The 21,569-nt window shown below is 71.4% G+C and carries 12 protein-coding genes; 7 read left to right on the top strand and 5 right to left on the bottom strand.

The window, feature by feature from the left end; genetic code table 11:
- Positions 1-133 precede the first annotated feature (133 nt).
- The gene (locus tag ACXJKF_RS01165) at positions 134-2,770 is read right to left on the bottom strand and encodes a discoidin domain-containing protein (RefSeq protein WP_456785909.1); all 2,637 of its coding nucleotides are present in this window, start codon (positions 2,768-2,770) and stop codon (positions 134-136) included.
- Positions 2,771-3,097: 327 nt separating this feature from the next.
- Here ACXJKF_RS01165 and ACXJKF_RS01160 point away from each other — a divergent pair, with 327 nt between their 5' ends.
- Positions 3,098-4,231: a LacI family DNA-binding transcriptional regulator gene (locus tag ACXJKF_RS01160; protein WP_456785908.1), complete on the top strand. Its 1,134-nt coding sequence runs from the start codon at positions 3,098-3,100 to the stop codon at positions 4,229-4,231.
- A gap of 214 nt (positions 4,232-4,445) precedes the next feature.
- Here ACXJKF_RS01160 and ACXJKF_RS01155 read toward each other — a convergent pair whose 3' ends face one another.
- The 3 genes from ACXJKF_RS01155 to ACXJKF_RS01145 all read right to left on the bottom strand — a co-directional run bounded on the left by ACXJKF_RS01155 (position 4,446) and on the right by ACXJKF_RS01145 (position 7,720).
- Positions 4,446-5,756, bottom strand: a complete 1,311-nt coding sequence (locus ACXJKF_RS01155) for an ABC transporter substrate-binding protein (protein ID WP_456785907.1) — start codon at positions 5,754-5,756, stop codon at positions 4,446-4,448.
- Between the two features lie 94 nt (positions 5,757-5,850).
- The gene (locus ACXJKF_RS01150; RefSeq protein WP_456785906.1) at positions 5,851-6,786 is read right to left on the bottom strand and encodes a carbohydrate ABC transporter permease; all 936 of its coding nucleotides are present in this window, start codon (positions 6,784-6,786) and stop codon (positions 5,851-5,853) included.
- Positions 6,779-7,720, bottom strand: coding sequence for a carbohydrate ABC transporter permease (locus tag ACXJKF_RS01145; protein WP_456785905.1), 942 nt, complete (start codon positions 7,718-7,720; stop codon positions 6,779-6,781). Before ACXJKF_RS01145 ends, ACXJKF_RS01150 begins: the two co-directional genes overlap by 8 nt.
- Before the next feature lie 167 nt (positions 7,721-7,887).
- On the opposite strand from ACXJKF_RS01145, the gene ACXJKF_RS01140 reads away from it, so the two are divergent.
- From ACXJKF_RS01140 to ACXJKF_RS01120, 5 genes are all read left to right on the top strand, one after another.
- Positions 7,888-9,840, top strand: a complete 1,953-nt coding sequence (locus ACXJKF_RS01140) for a DUF6807 family protein (RefSeq protein ID WP_456785904.1) — start codon at positions 7,888-7,890, stop codon at positions 9,838-9,840.
- Positions 9,837-10,994: a Gfo/Idh/MocA family protein gene (locus tag ACXJKF_RS01135; RefSeq protein ID WP_456785903.1), complete on the top strand. Its 1,158-nt coding sequence runs from the start codon at positions 9,837-9,839 to the stop codon at positions 10,992-10,994. The genes ACXJKF_RS01140 and ACXJKF_RS01135 overlap by 4 nt, the downstream gene beginning before the upstream one ends.
- Positions 10,995-11,135: 141 nt before the next feature.
- Complete coding sequence (locus ACXJKF_RS01130) at positions 11,136-11,669, top strand: GNAT family N-acetyltransferase (protein ID WP_456785902.1); 534 nt, start codon at positions 11,136-11,138, stop codon at positions 11,667-11,669.
- Between the two features lie 114 nt (positions 11,670-11,783).
- On the top strand, positions 11,784-12,668 hold the full coding sequence (locus ACXJKF_RS01125) for a hypothetical protein (protein ID WP_456785901.1): 885 nt from the start codon (positions 11,784-11,786) through the stop codon (positions 12,666-12,668).
- A gap of 189 nt (positions 12,669-12,857) precedes the next feature.
- Positions 12,858-18,587 (top strand): rhamnogalacturonan lyase family protein, encoded by a 5,730-nt coding sequence (locus tag ACXJKF_RS01120; RefSeq protein WP_456785900.1) that lies wholly within the window; start codon positions 12,858-12,860, stop codon positions 18,585-18,587.
- Positions 18,588-18,779: 192 nt separating this feature from the next.
- On the opposite strand, the gene ACXJKF_RS01115 is transcribed toward ACXJKF_RS01120, so the two are convergent.
- A complete protein-coding gene (locus tag ACXJKF_RS01115; RefSeq protein WP_456785899.1) occupies positions 18,780-19,991 on the bottom strand; it encodes an alpha-hydroxy acid oxidase in 1,212 nt (403 codons plus the stop codon).
- A 251-nt stretch (positions 19,992-20,242) separates the two neighbouring features.
- On the opposite strand from ACXJKF_RS01115, the gene ACXJKF_RS01110 reads away from it, so the two are divergent.
- The gene (locus ACXJKF_RS01110) at positions 20,243-21,568 is read left to right on the top strand and encodes an ABC transporter substrate-binding protein (RefSeq protein ID WP_456785898.1); all 1,326 of its coding nucleotides are present in this window, start codon (positions 20,243-20,245) and stop codon (positions 21,566-21,568) included.
- Position 21,569 lies beyond the last annotated feature (1 nt).

Here is a 21,569-nt window from a genome sequence, read left to right as displayed (position 1 = left end):
AGGGATCTGATGGACCCGAAGGAGGTGCGACGATGCACACGGACCTTCGACGTATCGGCTCTGTGAGGGGTTGGCCGAGGGGTGGTGCCCGGGGCGGGTGGCCGCCCGCCCCGGGCACGTTCTCTACGCGTGCTTACGCGTAAACGCCCAGCTCGTACAGCGAGTAGCCGTACGCAGTGCCGCGGGCTGTCCCGTGCACCCGCACGTAGCGGGCCGAGCCGGCGGTGTTCAGGGTGTCGACGTTCCCGTCGCCCGCGGTGACGGTGGTCAGCGTCGACCAGGTGGTCCCGTCGTTGGACGTCTCGATGCGGTAGCCCTTGCCGAACGCGGACTCCCACACCAGCTGCACCGACGAGAACGACCGGACCGAGCCCAGGTCGACCTGGATCCACTCGTCGTCGGCCCAGTTGCTCGACCAGCGCGTCGCATAGTCGCCGTCCGTGGCCTGCCCCGGCGTGAAGTTGCCGTTGTACGGGTCGAACGACGACGCCGTGGCCGGTCGGCCCTTGGCGATGTTCGTGCCGTTGACGGCCGGCGGGACCACGCGGAACGACCGCGTCTCGACGCCCACGTTGCCCTTGCCGTCCTCGGCGAACACGTAGACCTTCCAGACGCCGAGCGTCTGCGGGGCCGTCACCGAGAACGTCGTGCCGCTGCGCGTGAACGTCGCGGGGGCCAGGCCGCCCGAGTCGTTCACGTACTTGCTGTTCAGCAGCACGCTGTAGGTGATCGGGTCACCGTTCGGGTCGCTCGCCGCCGCGTTCACGGTGAACGTCGAGCCGGCCACCACGGCGCCGCTGTTGGGCACGGTCATCGAGCTGAACGTCGGGGGAGTGTTGACCCCCGCCGCTCCGGCCGAGCCGCCGTACGCCTTCGCGATCGCGTAGTACGAGAGGCGCTTGTTGTTGCCCGGCTTCACGTTGAACCAGATGCCGCCGAAGTCGCCCTCGTTGCCGTAGTGGAACAGCGTGGCGCCGAGCGCGACGCCCGGGTGCGCCTTGATGCAGTTCCACGCCCGGGTGTACCCGTCCGCGTTCTGCTGGTCGGTGCCCTGGTCGGGCACGCCGTTGGCGTCGTCGGGAACCTCCCACTCGCCCGCCGGGCCACCCTCGGTGATGAGGTACGGCTTGGTGTAGCCGCCCGCGATCCAGGTCGCCTTGGCGTCGCACACCGCGTTGTAGGCGTTCAGGCCGTACAGGTCGAGGTCGGGCGAGTTCGCCTTGTAGTACGGCCACGCGCCGGTCCAGGCGTCGGTGGACGTCACCGGGTGCGTCGGGTCGATCTGGTGGATCCGCTTGGCGGCGTCGTTGACGAACGTCGCGTAGGCGGCGCGCTGCGCCTCGAGCTCGGCGCCCGAGTAGCAGTTGCCCAGACCCAGCAGGGACTCGTTGCCGACGTTCCACATCAGCACGCCGGGGTGGTCCTTGTACGCCGTGACCCACGTGACGATGTCGTTCATCGAGTTCGCCTTGTACGTCGCGTCGGTGACGTAGTTCGGGCAGCCGCCCGAGCCGGGGCCGCCGCCGGGGGCGAGCCAGAAGCCCGCGACCGTCCGCATGCCCGCGGCCGCTGCCGCGTCGAACAGGACCTTCGAGCCCGCGTCCGTGCCCCACGTGCGGATGGTGTTGACGCCCATCGCCTTGAGATTGGCCGCGTGCTGCGGGAACTCGGCCGGGGCCGGTCCCCACGTCATGCCCTTGGTGACCCAGTTCTGGCCGTTGACCAGCAGCGACCAGTTGCCCTGGCTGCCCGCGATCCGCACCTTGCCGTCGGCGGGGCCGCTCGGGTCAGGACCGGGAGTGGTCGGGTCGGGGGTCGGCGTGCCCGTCGTCTTCACGGCCACCTCCCACAGCGAGAAGCCGTAGCCGGTCGCGCGGGTCTGCAGGTCGAGCCGCAGGTACCGGGCGGTGCCGCTGACCGCGATGGACTGCGTGCCGCCCGCGCCGTTGGTGACCGTCGACAGCGTCGTCCACGTGGTGCCGTTGGTGGAGCCCTGGACGCGGAACGCCTTGCCGTACGCGCCCTCCCAGCTCAGCGTGACGTTGCAGACGGACTGGCTCGCGCCGAGGTCCACCTGCCACCACTGGTTGTCCGCGAACGTGCTCGCCCAGCGCGTGCCGGCGTTGCCGTCGACCGCGAGGCCGGCTGCCGTGCCCGCGCCCTGCTCGGACGACGACGCGGTCGCCGTCTTGCCCTGCGCGACGTTGGTCGTGCCGCACGTGCCCGTCGGCGGCTGCGTGCCGCCCGGCGTGCCGTAGACCTGCACCTCCCAGAGGGAGTAGCCGTAGCCGGTGGCGCGCTTGGTGCCCAGCAGCTGCACGTAGCGGCCGCTGCCGGTGACGTTCAGCGTCTCCTTGCCGCCCTTGCCGGTGGTCGTCGTGTAGATGCTCGTCCAGGACGTGCCGTTGTCCGAGGTCCGGATCTGGTAGCCCGACCCGTAGGCCGCCTCCCAGCTCAGGACGACCTGCTCGACCTGGGCGGTCGCTCCCAGGTCGATGGTCAGCCACTGCGCGTCGGACGGCGTGCTCGCCCAGCGGGTGCCGGCGTTGCCGTCCACCACGGCCGACGCCGGCGTGTAGTCGGCGCTCTCCGTGGACGACGCCGTGACGGTCTTGCCCTGCGAGAGCAGGACGGGCGCGGCCTGCGCGGCCGCGGCGGTGCCGATACCGGCCGCGACGAGCGCGGCGGCGACCAGGACGCCCAGGAGCCTTCGGCTGCGGCCGGGTGGTGGGGCGGTCCTGGTGGGGGGATGGGCGGTGGTGCTGTTCACAGGTGTCTCCTCCGGGGCTGACCCGTGGCACGGGACGGGAGGTCGCTCCGCAGTCGACCTCGTCGTTGATCCGTGCGCCGGGCGTGCAGTTCGTCGTTGAGCTGAGTACCGGTCGAAAGTGGGAGAGCGCTCTATCAGCCGATCCGAGTTCGGGCGGTGACGTCGTGCTGGAGGGGTCGGGATGAGGCCCTTCTGGCTCCCGAGTGGGACCGTATACCCGTTTTCACCCGCTCGTACAGTCGAGATGACCGGAGAAGTGTCCGTCGTGACGCCCACACGCCCCTGAAACCTGCGAGAGCGCTCTCCAACCCTGCTAACCTGGCGCGCATGGCAGAGGAGCCCGGGGCGGGGAGCGCGAGCACCGGCGCGCGCGTGGCGACGAGCCCGTCGGGAACGCTCGAGGCGACGCCGCCCAGCGGTCTGCCGGTCGGCATCGCCGGCTCCGGAGCGCCCACCCTGGAGGACGTGGCCCGCGTGGCCGGCGTCTCCCGCGCCACCGTCTCCCGCGTCGTCAACGGCCAGCGCCGCGTCGCCGCCGACATCCAGGCCGTCGTCCGTGAGGCGATCGCGACCACCGGCTACGTGCCCAACCTCGCCGCCCGGTCGCTGGTCACCCGGCGGACGGGTGCGGTGATCGTCGTCGTGTCCGGCGTCGAGGAGCAGGGCATGCCGTCGACCATCGACTTCGCGGACCCGTTCTTCGGCCGGGTCGTCGGCGGCATGCTGCGCGCCCTGCGCCCGCGCGACGTCGACCCGATCCTCATGCTCGCCGAGACGGACGCCGACCGCGCCCGCGTCATCTCCTCGCTGCGCAACGGCAACGCGGACGGCGCGCTCGTCGTGTCCACCCGCGGCGACGACCCCATGCCGGGCCTGCTCGTCGAGGCCGCGCTGCCCGCGGTCGTGTTCGCGCGTCCCGGCCGGCCGATCCCGCTGAGCTTCGTCGACGTCGCCAACCGCGACGGTGCCGGCCTCGCCGCCCAGCACCTGGTCGCGCGGGGGTGCCGGCACGTCGCCGCCATCTCCGGCCCCCTCGACGTGCCGTCCGCCCAGGACCGCCTCTCCGGGTTCCAGGACGCGATGGCCCGGCACGGGCAGGCCTTCGTGCCGACCGTCGGCGGCAACTTCACCTACGAGAGCGGGTTCGCCGCGATGACGTCCCTGCTCCAGGGGTACGAGGACCTGGACGGGGTGTTCGCGTCGAACGACCTCATGGCGCTCGGCGCGATCGAGGCGCTGCAGGCCAGCGGCCGACGGGTGCCCGAGGACGTGCGGGTCATCGGGTTCGACGACAGCTCCGTCGGCGCGCTCTCCCGTCCCGCGCTCACGTCCGTCCGCCAGCCCATCGAGGAGATGGCCGCGGAGATGGCCCGCATCCTGCTCGACACCATCGCCGACCCCGGCCGCCGGGTCACGTCGACGATCTTCGAGCCGACCCTCCGCATCCGCGACTCAGCCTGACCCTGCGCTGCGCCCTTCTCGGAACGCAACGTCCGAGGAAGTGGCTGCCCGAGCGCGCACTTCCTCGGACGTCCGCATCGGGGGGGCGTTGCTGCTATCGCGTGCAGGTGCTCGGACGTCCGGGCTGCCGGCGGGACGGGGTGGACAGCGCGACGCCCGCACATCCGAGCGGAGGGGGGCTCGGGTGTGCGGGCGTCGCGGTGAGGAGAGGTGATCAGCCGCCGATGGCGGCCTCCACCTCCTGCGTGTACTGCTTGGCCGCGTCGGCCGGGCTCAGGCGGCCGAAGAGGACCTCCTGGTTGAGGCGGCGCGTGATCTCCGCGACCTCACCGGCGCCGACGGGCGGGACGGGCGGGCCGTCGACGATCTCGTCCTCGAGGTCGGCGAGGAACTCCGCGGCCTGCTTGTCGGTGGGCGAGAACTTGTCCTGCACGGCGGCGCGGACGTCGGTGTTGGCCGGGAGGCCACGGTCGGAGAGCAGGAGCTCGCCGGCCGCGGGGTCGTTGAGCAGGAAGTCGACCAGCAGCGCGGACTCCTCGGGGTGCTCGGACTTGGCCGAGATGGAGTAGTACATGGCCGGCTTGAAGTACATGCCGGTCCGCTCGTTCTCCGACTCACCAGGGACGCGGAGCAGCTTGAGCTCCTTGCCCGACGCGTTGGTGATGGCGGTCAGCTGGTTGGTCCAGAACCACGCCATGGCACCGGTGCCGGTGCCGACGAGGGACTGCTCCGGACCGCCTGCGTCGACCTCGACCGTCTTGGCGGCGTCGGGCTCGCCGCCGCCGGCCTGCAGGTCGAGCGAGTACTGCCACCAGTCGGCGAGCGTCTTCTCGTCGTACCCGAGCTTGTGGTCGTCGGTGTACAGGGCCTCGCCGCGCTGACGGGCGAAGATCGAGAAGCCGGGCTCGTTGAAGCCGTAGTCCTGCGCGCCGTAGACGGTCCCGCCGGTCTTGGCGCTGATCTCGTTGGCGATCTCGACGTAGTCCTCCCACGTCCAGGTGGTGTCGTCGGGCATCTCGACGCCCGCCGCCGCGAAGGCCGCCGGGTCGGCGATGATCGAGTACGCGTTCACACCGGTGGCCACGCCGTAGAGGGCGTCGTCGATGGTGCCGGACTGGATCACGTTCTCGTCGATCTTCGACGTGTCCACGCCCAGCTCGTTGAGGTCGGCCAGGACGCCGCGCGAGGCGTAGTCGTTGAGGAACCGCTCCTCCTGCGTGATGACGTCGGGGGCGTCACCGCCGGCCACCGAGGTGCCCAGCTTGTCGAAGTAGCTGTTCCAGTCCGTGTAGTCCGGGACCACCGTGATGTGGGGGTACTTCTCGGTGAACTTGTCCAGGACCTGCTGGGTCAGCTCGTGGCGGGTGTCGGACCCCCACCAGGAGAAGCGGATCTCGACGGGCTCGGGCGGGCCGGACGAGGTGGCCTCGGCGGCAGGCTCGTCTGAGCCTGCGCAGGCGGTCAGGGTCAGGGCCGCGACGGCCAGAAGGGCACCGACGCGAAGGGACGGACGGGGGCGGCGCATGGTTCTCCTTGGTTGACGAGGACGACGGTGTGCTGTCAAGGCCGGCTTGCAGAACGAGCAGAACTAGCAGGACTGCCTGTGCGTGGAGAGGGGACTACTTGATGCCCGTCGTCGCGATCCCCTTGACCAGGTACTTCTGGCCGAAGAGGAAGGCGAGGAAGACGGGGACGAGCGAGATGATCGACATCGCGAACATCGGGCCCCACGAGCTGGCGCCTGTGGAGTCCAGGAAGGTGCGCAGAGCAACCGGAGCGGTGTACATGTCCGGTCTGACGAGGAAGATCAGTTGGCTGAAGAAGTCGTTCCACGTCCAGATGAACGTGAAGATCGCGGTGGTGGCCAGGGCCGGCAGCGAGAGCGGCAGCATGATCCGCAGGTAGATACGGCCGTGCCCGCAGCCGTCCAGGCGCGCTGCCTCGTCCAGCTCCCGGGGGATGCCGCGGAAGAACTGGACCATGAGGAAGATGAAGAACGCGTCCGTGGCCAGCAACTTCGGGACGATCAGCGGCAGGAACGTGTTGATCCAGTCCAGCTTCGCGAACAGGATGTACTGCGGAACGATGATCACGTGGATCGGCAGCATGATCGACATGAGCATGATCGCGAACCACAGCTTGCGGCCCCGGAACTCCAGCCGCGCGAACGCGTAGGCCGCCATCGAGCAGCTGACCAGGTTCCCCAGCAGCGACCCGAGCACGATGATCGCGGAGTTCATCAGGTAGTGGCCGAACGGGTACTGCAGCGCGTTCCAGCCCTCGGAGTAGTTGGTCCAGTCGACCTCGGAGGGGATCAGGGACACGTCCCGGAAGATCAGCTCGGTCGGCTTGAACGAGCTGATGAGCAGCCACACCAGCGGGTAGAGCATCAGCGCGCAGAGCGCGATGAGGCCGATGTGCTTGAGCGCGGAGCGCCGGCGGTCCGGCCACGGGGAGCGGACGCGCGGGGGCGGTGCCTCGTCGGCCAGCGCAGCTCGGCGCTGGGCGGGAGTGGGGGCGTCGGTGATCGTGGGGCGCACGTGGACCTCAGTCATCGTAGAAAACCCAGAACTTGGAGGCGAAGAAGTTGATCAGGGTCATCACCGCGACGATGAGCACCAGCAGCCAGGCCATGGCGGAGGCGTAGCCCATGTCGAAGGCCGTGAAGCCCTTCTGGTACAGGTAGAGCGTGTAGAACATCGTCGAGTCGGCCGGGCCACCGGTACCGCCGGAGACCACGAACGCCTGCGTGAAGCTCTGGAACGCCCCGATCACCTGGAGGACCAGGTTGAAGAAGATGATCGGCGTGAGCAGGGGCAGCGTGATCGACCGGAACTTGCGCACGACGCCGGCGCCGTCGATCGCTGCCGCCTCGTAGTACATCTCCGGGATCTGCCGCAGCCCGGCCAGGAAGATGATCATCGGAGCGCCGAAGGTCCAGATGTGCAGCAGCACGAGCGTCCACAGCGCTGTCTCCGGGTCGGACACCCAGCCCTTGCCCTGGATGCCGAACAGCGCGAGGAACTCGTTCACCAGGCCGTCGATGCCGAACACCTGACGCCACAGGATGGCGACGGCGACCGAGCCGCCGAGCAGCGAGGGCAAGTACAGGACCGAGCGGTAGAAGGGGAGACCCTTCAGGCCGCGGTCCAGGATCAGCGCGAGCGCCAGGGCGGCGAGCAGCTGGAGCGGCACGGCCGTGAACACGTACGTGAACGTGACCCGCAGCGAGTTGAGGAGCCGAGGGTCCTCGAACAGGCGCGTGTAGTTCTCCAGGCCGATCCACTCCGGGGGCTGGAGCAGGTTGTAGTCCGTGAAGGACAGGTAGCCCGATGCGATCATCGGGCCGATCGTGATGAGCCCCAGGCCCAGGAACCACGGCAGCAGGAACACTGCTGCGGCCTTCCCGTCGCCGTTGCGCAGGCCCCGCCGGGAGGGCGCGGCCTTGGCGCCCTTGGCGGTCTTGCGCAGCTCCGTCACTACGGACATGTCGTCGATCACCTCACTGTGTTCGCGATAAGGAACCGACGAGAAACCGGTTCCTCGGTCGGTACCGTAGCACCCGTGGAAGTGGTTGGGAACCGGTTTCTCGTAGTGTATGTTCGGCGCGGAGCCGCCTTCACCTGGGAGGCTCAAGGTGACCGCGGGAGGCTGCAGTGACGCAGAACGGGTGGACGCGCAGCGCGTCGACCATCGCCGAGGTCGCGCACGCCGCGGGCGTGTCCCGGGCGACCGTGTCCCGGGTCATGAACGGCCGGTCCACGGTCGACCCCGAGCTGGCCGCGCGGGTCCGGGAGGTGGCCGAGCAGCTCCACTACCGGCCCAGCAACACCGCGCGCAGCCTGTCCCTCGGGCGGACCAACACGGTCGCCGTGGTGGTGCCCGACCTGGCCAACCCGATGTTCCAGCAGGTGCTCCGAGGCGTCGCGTCCGCCGCGGCCGAGGAGGGCTACCGGGTGCTCGTGGCGGACACCGCCGAGCACGCGGCCGACGAGGAGCGCATCGCCCTCGACGCGCGGCTGCGCTGCGACGCGCTCGTCCTGGTCTCCCCGCGCATGCCTGAGCAGACGCTGCGCGCGCTGCTCCCCGAGATCCGTCCGGTGGTCGTCGTCAACCGGGCCGCCGACGGCACGACGCCGACGCTGGCCATCGACTACGCCGCCGGCATCGACCAGATCGTCGAGCACCTCACCGGCCTCGGGCACCGGCACCTCCTGTACCTCGCGGGTCCCACGGACAGCGCGTCGCACGGTGCGCGGCTCGACGCCCTGCGGGTCGCGGCGGCCCGTCGCGAGGACGTGCGGCTCAGCGAGCGGCCGGCGGGGTCGTCGGTCGAGTCGGGGTACGCCGCCGCGCAGGACGTGCTGGCGTCGCGCGCCACCGCCGTCGTCGCCTACAACGACCTCGTCGCGTTCGGGCTGCTGGCTCGGCTCAACGAGCTCGGGGTGGCCGTGCCCGGAGACGTGTCCATCACGGGCTTCGACGACATCGAGCTCGCCCGGTTCGCCACGCCCTCGCTCACCACAGCGACCGTCCCGCAGGCCGAGCTCGGCCGGCAGGCGTGGGCGCACCTGCGCTCGCTCGTCGGCGGCGAGACGCTCGACCCGACACCGCCGCTCATCGAGCCCATCCTCGCCATCCGCGCCAGCACCGGCCCGGTGCCGCCCGCGGCCCGGCTCGGGCGCCGCGCGGCGTCGGACCCGGTCGAGCCGGAGGTGCCCGTGCTGGCCGCGGCCGCCTGGGCAGTCGACCGCGGCGCGTACCTGCTCAGCGGCGTCGCGGACGAGGGATCGGCCGTCCCGCTCGCGCGGTACGTGTCCGGCGAACGGCTGCCCCGCGTGCACGCCCCTCGCCCGTACCTGCACCCGGTGCACTCCGCGGCCGGCACGGCGCTCACGGAGACCAGCCCGGTCGACCACCGTCACCACTACGGCGTGTCCATGGCCGTGCCCGTGGTCAACGGCACCAACTACTGGGGCGGCCGCACGTTCCTGCGCGACGAGGGCCCGACCCTGCTGCCCAACCACGGGCGCCAGGTCAGCACCGGCACCCGGCTGTCCGACGACGGCGCGACGCTCGTCGACGAGATCGAGTGGCGCGACGAGCGCGACCGGCCGCTGCTCGCGGAGGACCGCAGCCTGTCCGCGGCCCCCCTCGCGGACGGTCGCGGGTACGTGCTGCGCTGGTCCAGCGTGCTGAACGCCGCGCACGGACCGCTGCGCATCGAGAGCCCGGGGACCAACGGCCGGCCGAGCGCCGGGTACGGCGGCATCTTCTGGCGGCTCCCGTCGGCGGACGTCACCACCGTGCTCGGAGCGGGGCTCGTCGGCGAGGAGGCCGTGCACGGCAGCCTGTCGCCGTGGCTCGCGTTCGTGCAGCGCCGCGAGGGCACGACGACGACGGTCCTGCTCGTCCAGCACCCCGACCACCTGCGCCCCTGGTTCGCCCGCGTGGCGGAGTACGTCGGCGCGGGTCCCGCGCTCGCCTGGGACCAGGTGGTCGACGTGCCCGAGGGGGACCGGCTCGACGTCGGGCTGGCCGCTGTCGTGGTGGACCGGGCGCTCGGTGCCGACGAGGCAGGACGGCTCGCCGCGCAGGCCTGGGGATGACCGTGCACACGGTCCGTGACGCGGCGCAGCCCACGGCGACGGCACTGCCGACCATCGCGGTGGTCGGCATCCACGGTCACGGTGCCTCGCACGTGCGCCGGGTCGCGGACCTGCAGGAACGCGGCCTCGCGACCCTCACCGCCCTGGTGGACCCGCGTCCGCTCGACGGCGACGTCCCGTGGTACCCGGACCTCGACACCCTCCTCGCGGAGGCTCGCCCGGACGTCGTGGTCATCTCGACCCCGATCCACACCCACCTCGCCCTCGCGTCCGCCGCGCTGCGGGCCGGCTGCGACGTGCTGCTGGAGAAGCCGACCACCGCGTCGCTGGCCGAGCACGCCGCGCTGCTGGCCGTGGTGGAGGAGACCGGACGGCTGTGCCAGGTCGGGTTCCAGACCTTCGGCTCCGGCGCGGTGGACGAGGTGGCGCGGATCGTCGCCACGGGTGAGCTGGGGGAGATCACCGGCGTCGGCGCCGTCGGCACCTGGGTGCGGACCGCGGCCTACTACCAGCGCGCGCGGTGGGCCGGCCGGCGCACCCTCGACGGGGTCGAGGTGGTCGACGGCGTCGTCACCAACCCGCTCGCGCACGCGATCGCCACGGCTCTCCTGCTCGCGGGCGCGCGGACCGCGGACGACGTGACCGACGTGCGGCTCGACCTGTACCGGGCGCACCCCATCGAGGCGGACGACACCTCCGCCGTCGTCGTCGACACCCGGGCCGGGATCCGCGTCGCCGCGGGGCTGACCCTCTGCGCACCCGAGCGGTCGCCCGCGCGCGTCACCGTGCGCGGGACCCTGGGCACCGCGACGCTGCTCTACGAGACCGACGAGATCGAGGTGTCGTCGCCGCGCGGGACCCGTCGGATCCGGTGCGGCCGGGTGGACCTGCTGGCCCAGCTGCTCACCGCCCGCGAGCACCCGCCCGTCACGCTGCGGTGCTCGGTCGCGGACACCGGGGCATTCCTGCGCGTGCTGGAGGCGGTGCGGACCGGGCCGGACCCGACGCCCGTGCCGGACGCCCTGGTGGAGTGGGTCGACGAGGGCGGCGCCCGGCACCCCGTCATCGCCGACGTCGAGGCGTGGTGCACGCGCGTCGCCGACGAGGGGGCGACGTTCGCCGAGCTGGGTGCGCCGTTCGCGGCGGTTCCCTGACCCGACGGGCCGGCGCGGCGCCACCAGCGCGGAGCGTGCGCGCCTGACGGACGCGCGGCGGAGCGAGTGCGAGTGCGCCCGGCGGACGTGCGTCGAGGTCGTGCCACCCGCGACGGAGTGCGCGCGCCTGACGGACGCATCGTGACCGCGCCGCTCGCGGCCGAGTCCGCGCCCCTCGCGGTCGTAGGCTCGTTGGTCGTGATCCTGCGCGACTACGACGAGTCCGACGGCCCCGCGACGCTCGACGTCTTCCTGCGCGCGATCCGGCTCACAGCGGCCCGCGACTACACGCCGACGCAGGTCGCCGCGTGGGCGAGCGACGAGATCGACCCCGCCGGGTGGGCGGACCGGCGCCGGGCGGCACGCACGCGCGTCGCGGAGGTCGACGGTCGGGTTGCCGGGTTCACGGACGTCGACGCGCGCGGGTACGTCGACATGCTGTTCGTCGATCCGGCGTTCGCCCGACGCGGGGTGGCGTCGGCCCTCCTGGCCTGGGCGGCGACCACGGCGCAGGAGCTGGGCGCGGTCGGGCTGAGCACCCACGCGAGCCTGACCGCGCGACCGTTCTTCGAGGCGCACGGGTTCGTCGTGGTCGTGGAGCAGCATCCCGTGCTGCGCGGGGTGGCGCTCACGAACTTCGTGATGCGCCGCGACCTGGCTCGCGGCGGCGACTGACCGTCTCCGTGGGGCTGTCCGCGCACGGTCGCGCCGGGACCTCTACGCGCGGACGTTCGAGGCAGGCGACCTGATCGCCTTCGTCGGCGGCAGCGGGTGCGGCACCATCGGAGGGTGTCCGGACGACGGTGGGTGGCGGTGGTCGTGCTCGCGCTCGCGCTCGCGGGGTGCAGCGTCGGCGGGCCGGCGCAGCCCACGCCCACGCCCAAGCCGACGTCGTCGGAGGTCCCGGCGGACGTGCTCGCGGGGATCAGTGTCGAGATCCGGCAGGGCCGCAGCACGTGGGCGCAGCGCGTGGTGCAGGTGCGCGTGACCAACGCCGGTCCTGGTGACCTGTCGGTGACGGGGGTGCGGCTGGCGGTGCCCGGCGTCGAGGGAGTCGCCGCGACTGACAAGGGGAGGATCCTGAGGGCGGGCGTGGACCGCGACTTCTCCGTGGCGCTGGGCGATCCGGAGTGCGACGACGCCGGAGCCGGTCGGGCCAGCGCGGAGGTCGACCTGGTGGACGACGCGGGCCGGCGGTCGACGCTCGTCGCGGAGCCGGCGGACCCGCAGGGGCATCTGGCGCGGATCCACGGGGAGGACTGTGCGGGGGTCGCGGTGGCCGAGGGTGCGACGCTCACGCTGGCGGACACGCTCACCACGAGCGACGTCGGCGGGACTCTCCTCGCGAACGTGACGCTCGAGGTCGAACCGGTGGCGGGCGGTCCCCGGGTCGAGGTCACGCAGGTGGACCGGACGATCCTGTTCGCACCGCCCGGGGGAGCCGTGAGCTGGCCGGTCGCGCTCGACGGCGCCGGCGCGGTGACGCTTCCTGCCGTCGCCGGTCGGTGCGACCTGCACGCGGTCGCGGACGACAAGCGCGGCACGTTCTTCGGGGTGCACACGCGGGTGGACGGGGTGGAGCAGCCGGTGTTCTACCTGCCGTCCAGCGAGGCGTTGCGGTCGGCGCTGTTCTCGTTCATCCGGACGGCGTGCGGGGTGCCGGCGGACGGGTGACGTCCGCTCGCTGACTGCGCTGTCACGACGGGCTCGCGGAAAACGTTCTACGGCGAGCGCTTTCCCCAGTTTGCCCGAAACTCTTGCGCGAGGCCGGGAAGCGCCTGTACGAATGGTCCTGCTTGCTCCGGTGAATCGTTCCAAGGACCCAGCCGGTGCGCTCTCAACGACGAGACAAAGGGTGATGCCATGCGCTCGACGCGCGTGCACGACGAGGGACGACCGGCACCACGCAGAGGCCTGCTGGCCGGCGTCGCCACCGCAGCGGCGGCCGCGATGCTCGCCACGGGCGGGCTGCCCGCCGTGGCGGCGGACGCGCCCACCACGTGGAAGTTCGACCTGGGTACCGCGACGAGCCCGGTGGCCGACGGCTACCAGCAGGTGACGGACGCGACCCGCTACAGCGCAGCCACCGGCTTCGGCATCGTGCCGGCGGACGGTGTCACCCCGATCTCCCGCGACCGGGGCGCGGAGGATCCTGCCGACCGCGACTTCGTGCTCGCCACCGCGTGGACGTTCGTCCTCGACGTGCCCAACGGCACGTACGAAGTGACGGTCCGGTCGGGCGACCTGCTGGCCGGGAGCAGCACCACCAAGACCACCGTGACCCTCGAGGGTGCGGGCGGCGGCTCGCTGAGCACCAAGGTGGCCACCGTCTCCGGCACCTGGCCCGCCACGGTCGCCGACGGGCAGCTCACCGTCGGGATCACCGGCAGCGGTGCGGGCGGCTACGTGAGCTCGATCGTCGTCGCGCAGACGGGGACCGCCCCCGAGGAGCCCGAGCCCGGCACCTCGACGATCGCCGCCCCGACCTCCGTCCGCATGGCCCACGTGACCCCGGACGCGGTCACGCTCCGCTGGAACGAGGTCGCGGGCGCCACCGGGTACGCGGTCTCGCGGTCCGACGCCGTCGACGGCACCTACACGGAGGTCGCGCGGACCGACGCGCGCGACGTGGTCACCACCGACCCCGTCGACACCTCGGCCCTGCACTACTACCGCGTGCAGGCGATCGACGCGGCCGGGTTGTCCGTCCCGTCGGCGGCCGCGGTGAGCAGCCTGCCGACGCCACCGACCACTCCCGCCGTCCTCGACTTCGACCTCGGCAGCGGTGCGCTGGTCCCGGAGGCGATCCGCCTCGACGCGACCAGCGCGTACAGCGCGACCACGCGGTACGGCTTCGTCGACACGAGGGCCGTCACCGCGACCGACAGGGGCACGGCCGACGCGCTGCGCTCCGACTTCGTGAGCGTGGGGGACACCGAGCTCGTCGTCGACCTGCCCAACGGCGACTACACGGTCAGCCTCGTCGCGGGCGACGCCACGGAGGCGACCGACGTCGCGATCACCGCCGAGCAGATGGCGAAGGTCGCCGCGACGTCCAAGCCGGCCGGCCAGTTCCTCGAGATGTCGTTCGACATCGCGGTGGTCGACGGCCAGCTCAACCTCGACTTCGCCGGCTCGGCGCCGAAGCTCAACCAGCTCCGGATCGCCGCGCAGAGCCCGCGCGCACCGGGCAGCGAGCCGACCGTCTGGGTCACCGGTGACTCGACGGTCCAGTCGTACACGGCGGACTACGCGCCGCAGGCCGGCTGGGGCCAGATGCTCGGCCGGTTCCTGTCCGACGACGTCACGGTGGACAACCGGGCGATCGGCGGGCGCTCGTCGAAGAACTTCATCAGCCAGGGCCGCCTCGACGAGGTGCTGCGCCTGGTCAAGCCGGGCGACTACCTGTTCGTGCAGTTCGGCCACAACGACGCCACCTACGGGGTCGACGACCGGTTCGCCGCCCCCGACGACTACGCGGAGTACCTGCGGACGTTCGTCGACGGCGCCACCCAGCGCGGCGCCCAGCCGGTCATCGTCACGCCCGTGTCCCGTCGCAGCTTCGACGCGGCGACCGGGAAGTTCAACGTGTCGTTCCCGGAGTACGTCGCCGCGGCCACGGCCCTGGCGACCGAGACGGGCACACCGCTGGTGGACCTGTCCGCGTCGAGCCGCGCGTACCTCGACGAGATCGGGCCCGAGGCGTCGACGAGCGTGTTCCTGCACGTCCCTGCCGGCGTGTACCCGGGCCGCCCGACGGGCACCGTCGACGACACCCACTTCCAGGAGTACGGCGCGATCCAGCTCGCCCGCCTGGTCGCGGGGGACGTCGCCGACCTGGACGTCCCGCTGGCCGACGAGGTGGTCGACGTCGCGCCGCCCGCCGAGGTCCCCGCCGCACCGGCCGGGGTCGTGGCCGGCAGCGTCTCCAACGCCGGGGTGCAGCTCACCTGGACGGCGAGCGAGGGCGCGGACATCTACCAGGTGTTCCGCAAGGCCGCCGCGGACGGGGACGACGCCTACGCGCTCGTCGCCACCTCGACGATCCCGCAGGCCGCGATCGGGGGCCTGGTCGAGGGTGCGTCGTACGACCTGCGGGTGGTCGCGGTGAACGGTCGCGGACCGTCGGCCCCGTCGGCCGCCGTGCGCGTCACCACCAAGGCCGCGCTGTACAAGTTCGACGTGCAGCTGGCCGGCAACCCGCTCATGCCGGGGTACACCGAGGCGAGCCAGCTCTCCCGGTACACCCCGGAGCTCGGCTGGGGCTGGCTGGACCCGACGGGGCTGGGCGGCCGCGACCGCGGCGTGAACTTCCCGACGCCGCCGAACGCCCTGCAGCGCGACTTCCTGCTGCCGGGGACGCAGCACGTGTTCGCCGTCGACGTGCCGGACGGCAGCTACGCCGTCAAGACGTACAACGGCGACTGGATCGGCACCAGCCGCTCCAACGTGCAGCTCGAGGGCAAGGACTTCGGCGCCTCGAACGCGGGTGCGGGGTCGGTGTCGGAGAAGGTCAGCCAGCCGGTGCTCGTCACCGACGGGCAGCTCAACCTGGTGATGACGGGTTCCTCCAGCCGGCTGAACGGAATCGAGATCACGCCGCTGCTGCTGGCGCCGTCGGGTCTGACGCTGGACGACCTGAGCATCACCGGCTCGGCGGTGAGCGTCTCGCTCAGCTGGACCGGGACGGACGACTCCGCGGGGTACCGGGTGTACCGGAAGGCCGCCGGGGCAGCCGTCGCGGAGGCGCTCGGTGACGTCACGACGACCACGTTCGTCGACACGACGCCCGACGTCGGCCTGGCGTACGAGTACTACGTGGTGGCGCTCGACCCGAGCGGTCTGGAGTCGGTGCCGACGGACACGCTCGACGTGACGACGGTCGACCCCGAGGTGCCGGTCGCGGGCGTTCCGACGGGTCTGCGACTGGGCGACGTGAACAAGAACGACGTGACGATCCGCTGGGACGCCGTCGACGGTGCGCTGTTCTACCAGGTGCTCCGGCAGGCCAAGGACGGCTCGTTCGTCGTCGTCGGCCGGGCGGACGGTTCCTCGTACACGGACACCACGGTGCTCACGACCATCGCGTACACGTACCGGGTGGCCTCGGTGAACGCGGGCGGGGTGTCGGCACAGTCGGACTCTCTGACGTCGCCGGCCGTCACCACCCTCGCCCGGCAGGCCGAGCGGCTGGACCGCTCCCCGGTCGCGGTCGCGGTCGACGGCGGGGTCTACCTCGGCTGGCGTCAGCTCGGCCTCGACCCGGACTCGATCACGTTCCACGTGTACCGCGACGGTGCCCGGATCACGACCGCCCCGGTCACGTCGAGCACCAACCTGCTGGACGCCGACGGCGGCGCCGACGACGTCTACCGCGTCAGCTCTGTGGTCGACGGCATCGAGCGCTGGGCCACCGGCGAGTTCCGCGTGTGGGACAGCCAGCACCTCGACGTGCCGCTGGACAAGCCCGCCGACGCGTACACGAAGGACGGCCAGCCGTACACGTACAGCGCCAACGACGCGTCCGTCGGGGACGTCGACGGTGACGGGCAGTACGAGGTCGTCGTGAAGTGGGACCCGTCCAACTCCAAGGACAACTCGCAGGCCGGGTACACGGGCAACGTGTACGTCGACGCCTACGAGCTGGACGGCACCCGGCTGTGGCGCATCGACCTGGGCAGGAACATCCGGGCCGGCGCGCACTACACGCAGCTCCAGGTGTTCGACCTGGACGGTGACGGGAAGGCCGAGGTCAGCATGAAGACCGCGGACGGGACCGTCGACGGCGTCGGCACCGTGATCGGTGACGCGCGGGCGGACTACCGGAACTCCTCGGGCTACGTGCTCACGGGGCCGGAGTTCCTCACGGTGTTCTCCGGTGCGACCGGTGCGGTGGTCGACACGATCGACTACACGCCGCCGCGCGGTGACGTGGGGGCGTGGGGCGACGCCTACGGCAACCGGGTCGACCGGTTCCTCGCGGGCGTGGCCTACCTCGACGGCGAGCACCCGAGCCTTCTCATGAGCCGCGGGTACTACACGCGGACCGTGGTGTCGGCGTACGACTTCGACGGCTCGCAGCTGGTGAAGCGGTGGACGTTCGACTCCGACGTCGCCGGCGAGCAGTACCGCGGGCAGGGCAACCACAACCTGTCCGTGGCCGACGTCGACGGCGACCAGAAGGACGAGATCGTCTTCGGGTCCATGACGATCGACGACGACGGCACGGTGCTCTTCAGCACCGGCCTCGGGCACGGGGACGCGCTGCACGTCAGCGACCTCGACCCGGACCGTCCCGGGCTCGAGGTGTTCGCGGTGCACGAGGAGGCCCCGCACAGCAAGGGCATCGGTGCGACGTTCCGCGACGCCGCGACGGGCGAGGTGCTCTGGTCGATGCCGGCCACCGCCGACACCGGTCGCGGGGCCTCGGGCGACATCGACGCGTCGCACCCCGGTGCCGAGTCGTGGGCCGTCGTCAGCAACGGTGTCTGGAACTCGCGGGACGGCGAGATGCGGGCCGCCGACGGGTCCCTGCTGGGGACCACCATCCCCGCGGCGAACTTCCTGACCTGGTGGGACGGCGACCTGCTGCGGGAGATCACCGACCACGACTGGAACACGGAGACGCTCACCGGAGTTCCGACGATCTCCAAGTGGTCTGCGAGCACGGCGAGATCTGCTGAGCTGTACAGAGCCACCGGAACGCTCTCCGACAACGGCACCAAGGGCACCCCCGCCCTGCAGGCCGACCTGTTCGGGGACTGGCGCGAGGAGCTGGTGACCCGTCTGGCGGACTCGTCCGCGCTGCGGATCGCCACGACGGTGGACCTCACCGACCACCGGCTGCGCACCCTGCAGTCCGACCCGGTGTACCGGCTCGGCGTCTCGTGGCAGAACACCGGCTACAACCAGCCGCCGCACACGGGCTACTTCCTGGGCGACGGGATGTCGACGCCCGCCGCGCCGCACATCGTCTACACGGGCGCCGCGACGGGTCCGGACGAGCGGGTGCCCGGCCCGGCGACGGCCAAGCCCGCCAAGGGCGTTCTGTCCAGCGACAACTGGGACAACGACAGCAGCTACACGGTGGCCCTCAACCTGTGGTGGGGCCAGAACGCGCAGAGCGTGACGCTGCTGGAGAACGGGGTCGCGATCGCGACGCGTGACCTGGTGGACGCCACCCCGGCTGCCCAGTCGGCGGCGTTCCAGATCGCCGGCAAGCGCAACGGCTCCTACGTCTACACCGCGGTGCTGACCAACCAGCACGGGTCGACGACGACCGCGCCACTCACGGTCAAGGTCACGGCCGCCAACCCGGGCACCCCGGTGCTGAGCCACGACAACTGGGACGGGGACGGCAGCTACACGCTGACCACGAACCTGTGGTGGGGCACCAACGCCACCGAGTACCGGCTGTACGAGGACGGCGTGCTCATCGACACCCAGTCGCTGACCGCGAACGGGTTCAACGCCCAGCAGGCGGTCACGGCGGTCAGCGGCCGGGCGGTGGGGACGCACGTCTACCGCGCCGAGCTGTCCAACCCGCTGGGCTCGACGAGCAGCCCGGACCTCAAGGTGAAGGTCACGCGCTGACCTGAGCGGTGCGACGGCCGCCCCGGGTGACTCCTCTCACCCGGGGCGGCCGTCGTCGCGCTCCGACTGCAACGTCCGCACTCGTGAGGCCTCAAGGCCACCCGAGTGCGGACGTCCTGCGCGTGGACGACGCAACGTCCGCACTCGTGGAGGCTCATGGCCACTCGAGTGCGGACGTTGCGGGGGGTGTGGTCAGGGCAGCCGGACGTGCTGGGGGCCCAGCTCCTTGACCGTGGAGACGCCCAGCAGGGCCATCGTGCGGCGGATCTCGCGCTCGAGGATCTGCACGGCGCGGTCGACGCCGCGTTCGCCGCCGGCCATCAGGCCGTACAGGTAGGCGCGGCCGACGAGGGTCGCGTCGGCACCGAGTGCGAGCGCGGCGACGACGTCGGCGCCGGACATGATGCCGGTGTCGACCCAGACCTGGGTGCGGTCCCCGACGGCCTCGGCGACGTCGGGCAGCAGGCGCAACGGCACGGGGGCGCGGTCGAGCTGGCGGCCGCCGTGGTTGGACAGGACCACCGCGTCGGCACCGGCGTCGGTGACCCGGCGGGCGTCGGCGACGGTCTGGATGCCCTTGATGATCAGCGGCCCGTCCCAGGACGCGCGGATCCACTCCAGGTCAGCGATCGTCATGGTCGGGTCGAACAGCTTGTCCAGCAGGTCCGCGACGGTCCCGGACCAGGAGGACAGGGACGCGAACGTGAGCGGCTCGGTGGTCAGCAGGTTCATCCACCAGGCGGGGTGGGTGGCGGCGTCGATCACGGTCTTGACGGTCAGCGCCGGCGGGATCGAGAAGCCGTTGCGGGCGTCGCGCAGCCGGGCGCCGGCGACGGGGACGTCGACGGTGAGCATGAGCGCCTCGTACCCGGCGGCCTTGGCGCGGGCCATGAGGTCCTCACCGGCGGAGCGGTCCTTCCACACGTAGAGCTGGAACCACTTGCGCGCGTCGGGACCGGCCTTCGCCACCTCCTCGATGGACGTGGTGCCCATCGTGGACAGCGCATACGGGATGCCGCGGCGCTGGGCCACCCGGACCACCGCGCGCTCGCCCTCGTGGTTCATCATCCGCGTGAACCCCGTGGGCGCGAACGCGAACGGCAGAGCGCTCGGGGACCCGATCATGTCCGTGGTCGGGTCGACGTGGGACACGTCGTGCAGGATCGACGGCTGGAACTCCAGCTCCCGGAAGAGGTGGCGGGCGCGGCGCAGGCTGATCTCGGCCTCGGCGGCGCCGTCGGTGTAGTCGAACACCGAGCGCGGGGTGCGCTTGCGGGCGACCGTGCGCAGGTCGGCGATGGTCAGCGCGTCCGCGAGGCGCCGCTCGGTGCCGTTCAGGACCAGGGGCTTGGGCCGCATGAGCGGCTTGAGCTCGGACCACGAGGGGATCTGACGGTCGGTCACCGGGGCTCCAGGGTGTGTGGCGCGTCGTCGGGCAGCACAGAGATTGAAACGATACAACAGGTCGGGACGAAGCTCTACGCTCCGCGACCGGCGCATCATCGACAGTAGCCACCTCACCGTCGTGGCCGGCACGACCCAGGCGTACCCAACGGGTTTGTAACGATTCAGCGAGAAGCGTTGACATGCCGCGAAACGCTCGCCTAACGTCCGGAATGCGCTTTCACACCTTCGAGCAAGGAGGCTCAACGACGATGAAGCGAATCATCTGGAAGACCGCCGCAGTTGCGGCCGTCGCCGCCCTCGCCCTGACCGCCTGCTCCTCCGGCGACTCCGGCGACAGCGAGCCGACGGCCAGCTCCACCGGCCCGGACACCTCCGAAGTGACCCTGAACTTCACGTGGTGGGGCAACGACGACCGAGCCGCCCGGTACAACGAGGCGCTCGCCCTCTTCAAGGAGAAGTACCCGTACATCACGGTCCAGACCAGCTTCGCTGCGTTCCCGGACTACTGGACGGCACGCTCCACGGAGGCCGCCGGCCGCGCGCTCCCGGACGTCATGCAGTTCGACCTGTCGTACCTGCGTGAGTTCAACCAGAACGGCCAGCTGCTCGACCTGCAGGAGTGGGTGGACAACGGCACGATCGACCTCGCCGGCTTCGACGAGACGCTCACCACCGCGGGCGTCCTCGACGACAAGATGATCGGCATCCCCACGTCGACCAACACGTTCGCCATGTTCCAGAACCCCAACGTGATCGAGCAGACCGGGGCGACGTTCCCCGACGAGGCCGAGTACACGTGGGAGGACTACAACGAGTTCATCGCGGACGTCTCCGGCGCCGGCGAGTCGACGGCCGACGGGTACGCCCTCTACGGCGCGGTCGACTACACGGGCACCTTCTGGTTCTTCATCCAGTGGCTGCTCCAGAAGGGCATCACGCCCTTCGAGGACGACGGCACCTTCGGCTTCGACGAGGCCGACGTGACCGAGTTCCTCGACCTGACGGCCGACCTGCGGGCCGACAAGGCGGTCTACCCCGTCGACCGCAACGTCTCGCTCGCCCCCAAGGGCGGGTTCACGGTCAACGAGACCGCGTCGGAGATGAGCTGGGACAACTTTCTGGCCGGCTACGTCGCCGACTCGGGCACCCCGGACCTGTCGATGGCGCAGATCCCGTCGATCGAGCCGGGCGAGAAGGCCCTGTTCTTCAAGCCGTCGATGCTGCTGTCCTCCGGCGCCAACACGGAGTACCCCGAGCAGGCGGCCACGCTGATCAACTTCCTGCTCACGGACCCCGAGGTCGGCAAGATCTTCGGTACCTCCAAGGGTGTCCCGGCCGACGCCGACCAGCGCGCCGCCGTCGACACCACCGAGGGCAGCGTCGACGCCCAGGTGATCGCGTACGAGGAGAAGGTCGCCGAGCAGGTGACCGAGTCCACCCCGATCCCCGTCAAGGGCTTCGGCACCATCGAGGCCAAGTGGCGGACGCTCGCCGAGGAGCTCGCGTACGGCACGCTCACCGTGGACGAGTTCGCCGAGCAGTGGTTCGCCGAGGCTGAGCTCTCCACCCAGTGAC

The organism is Cellulomonas sp. P5_C5 (assembly GCF_054049655.1).
Note: the sequence above shows the minus strand (reverse complement) of the source record. Positions and strands in the feature narration are given on the sequence as shown.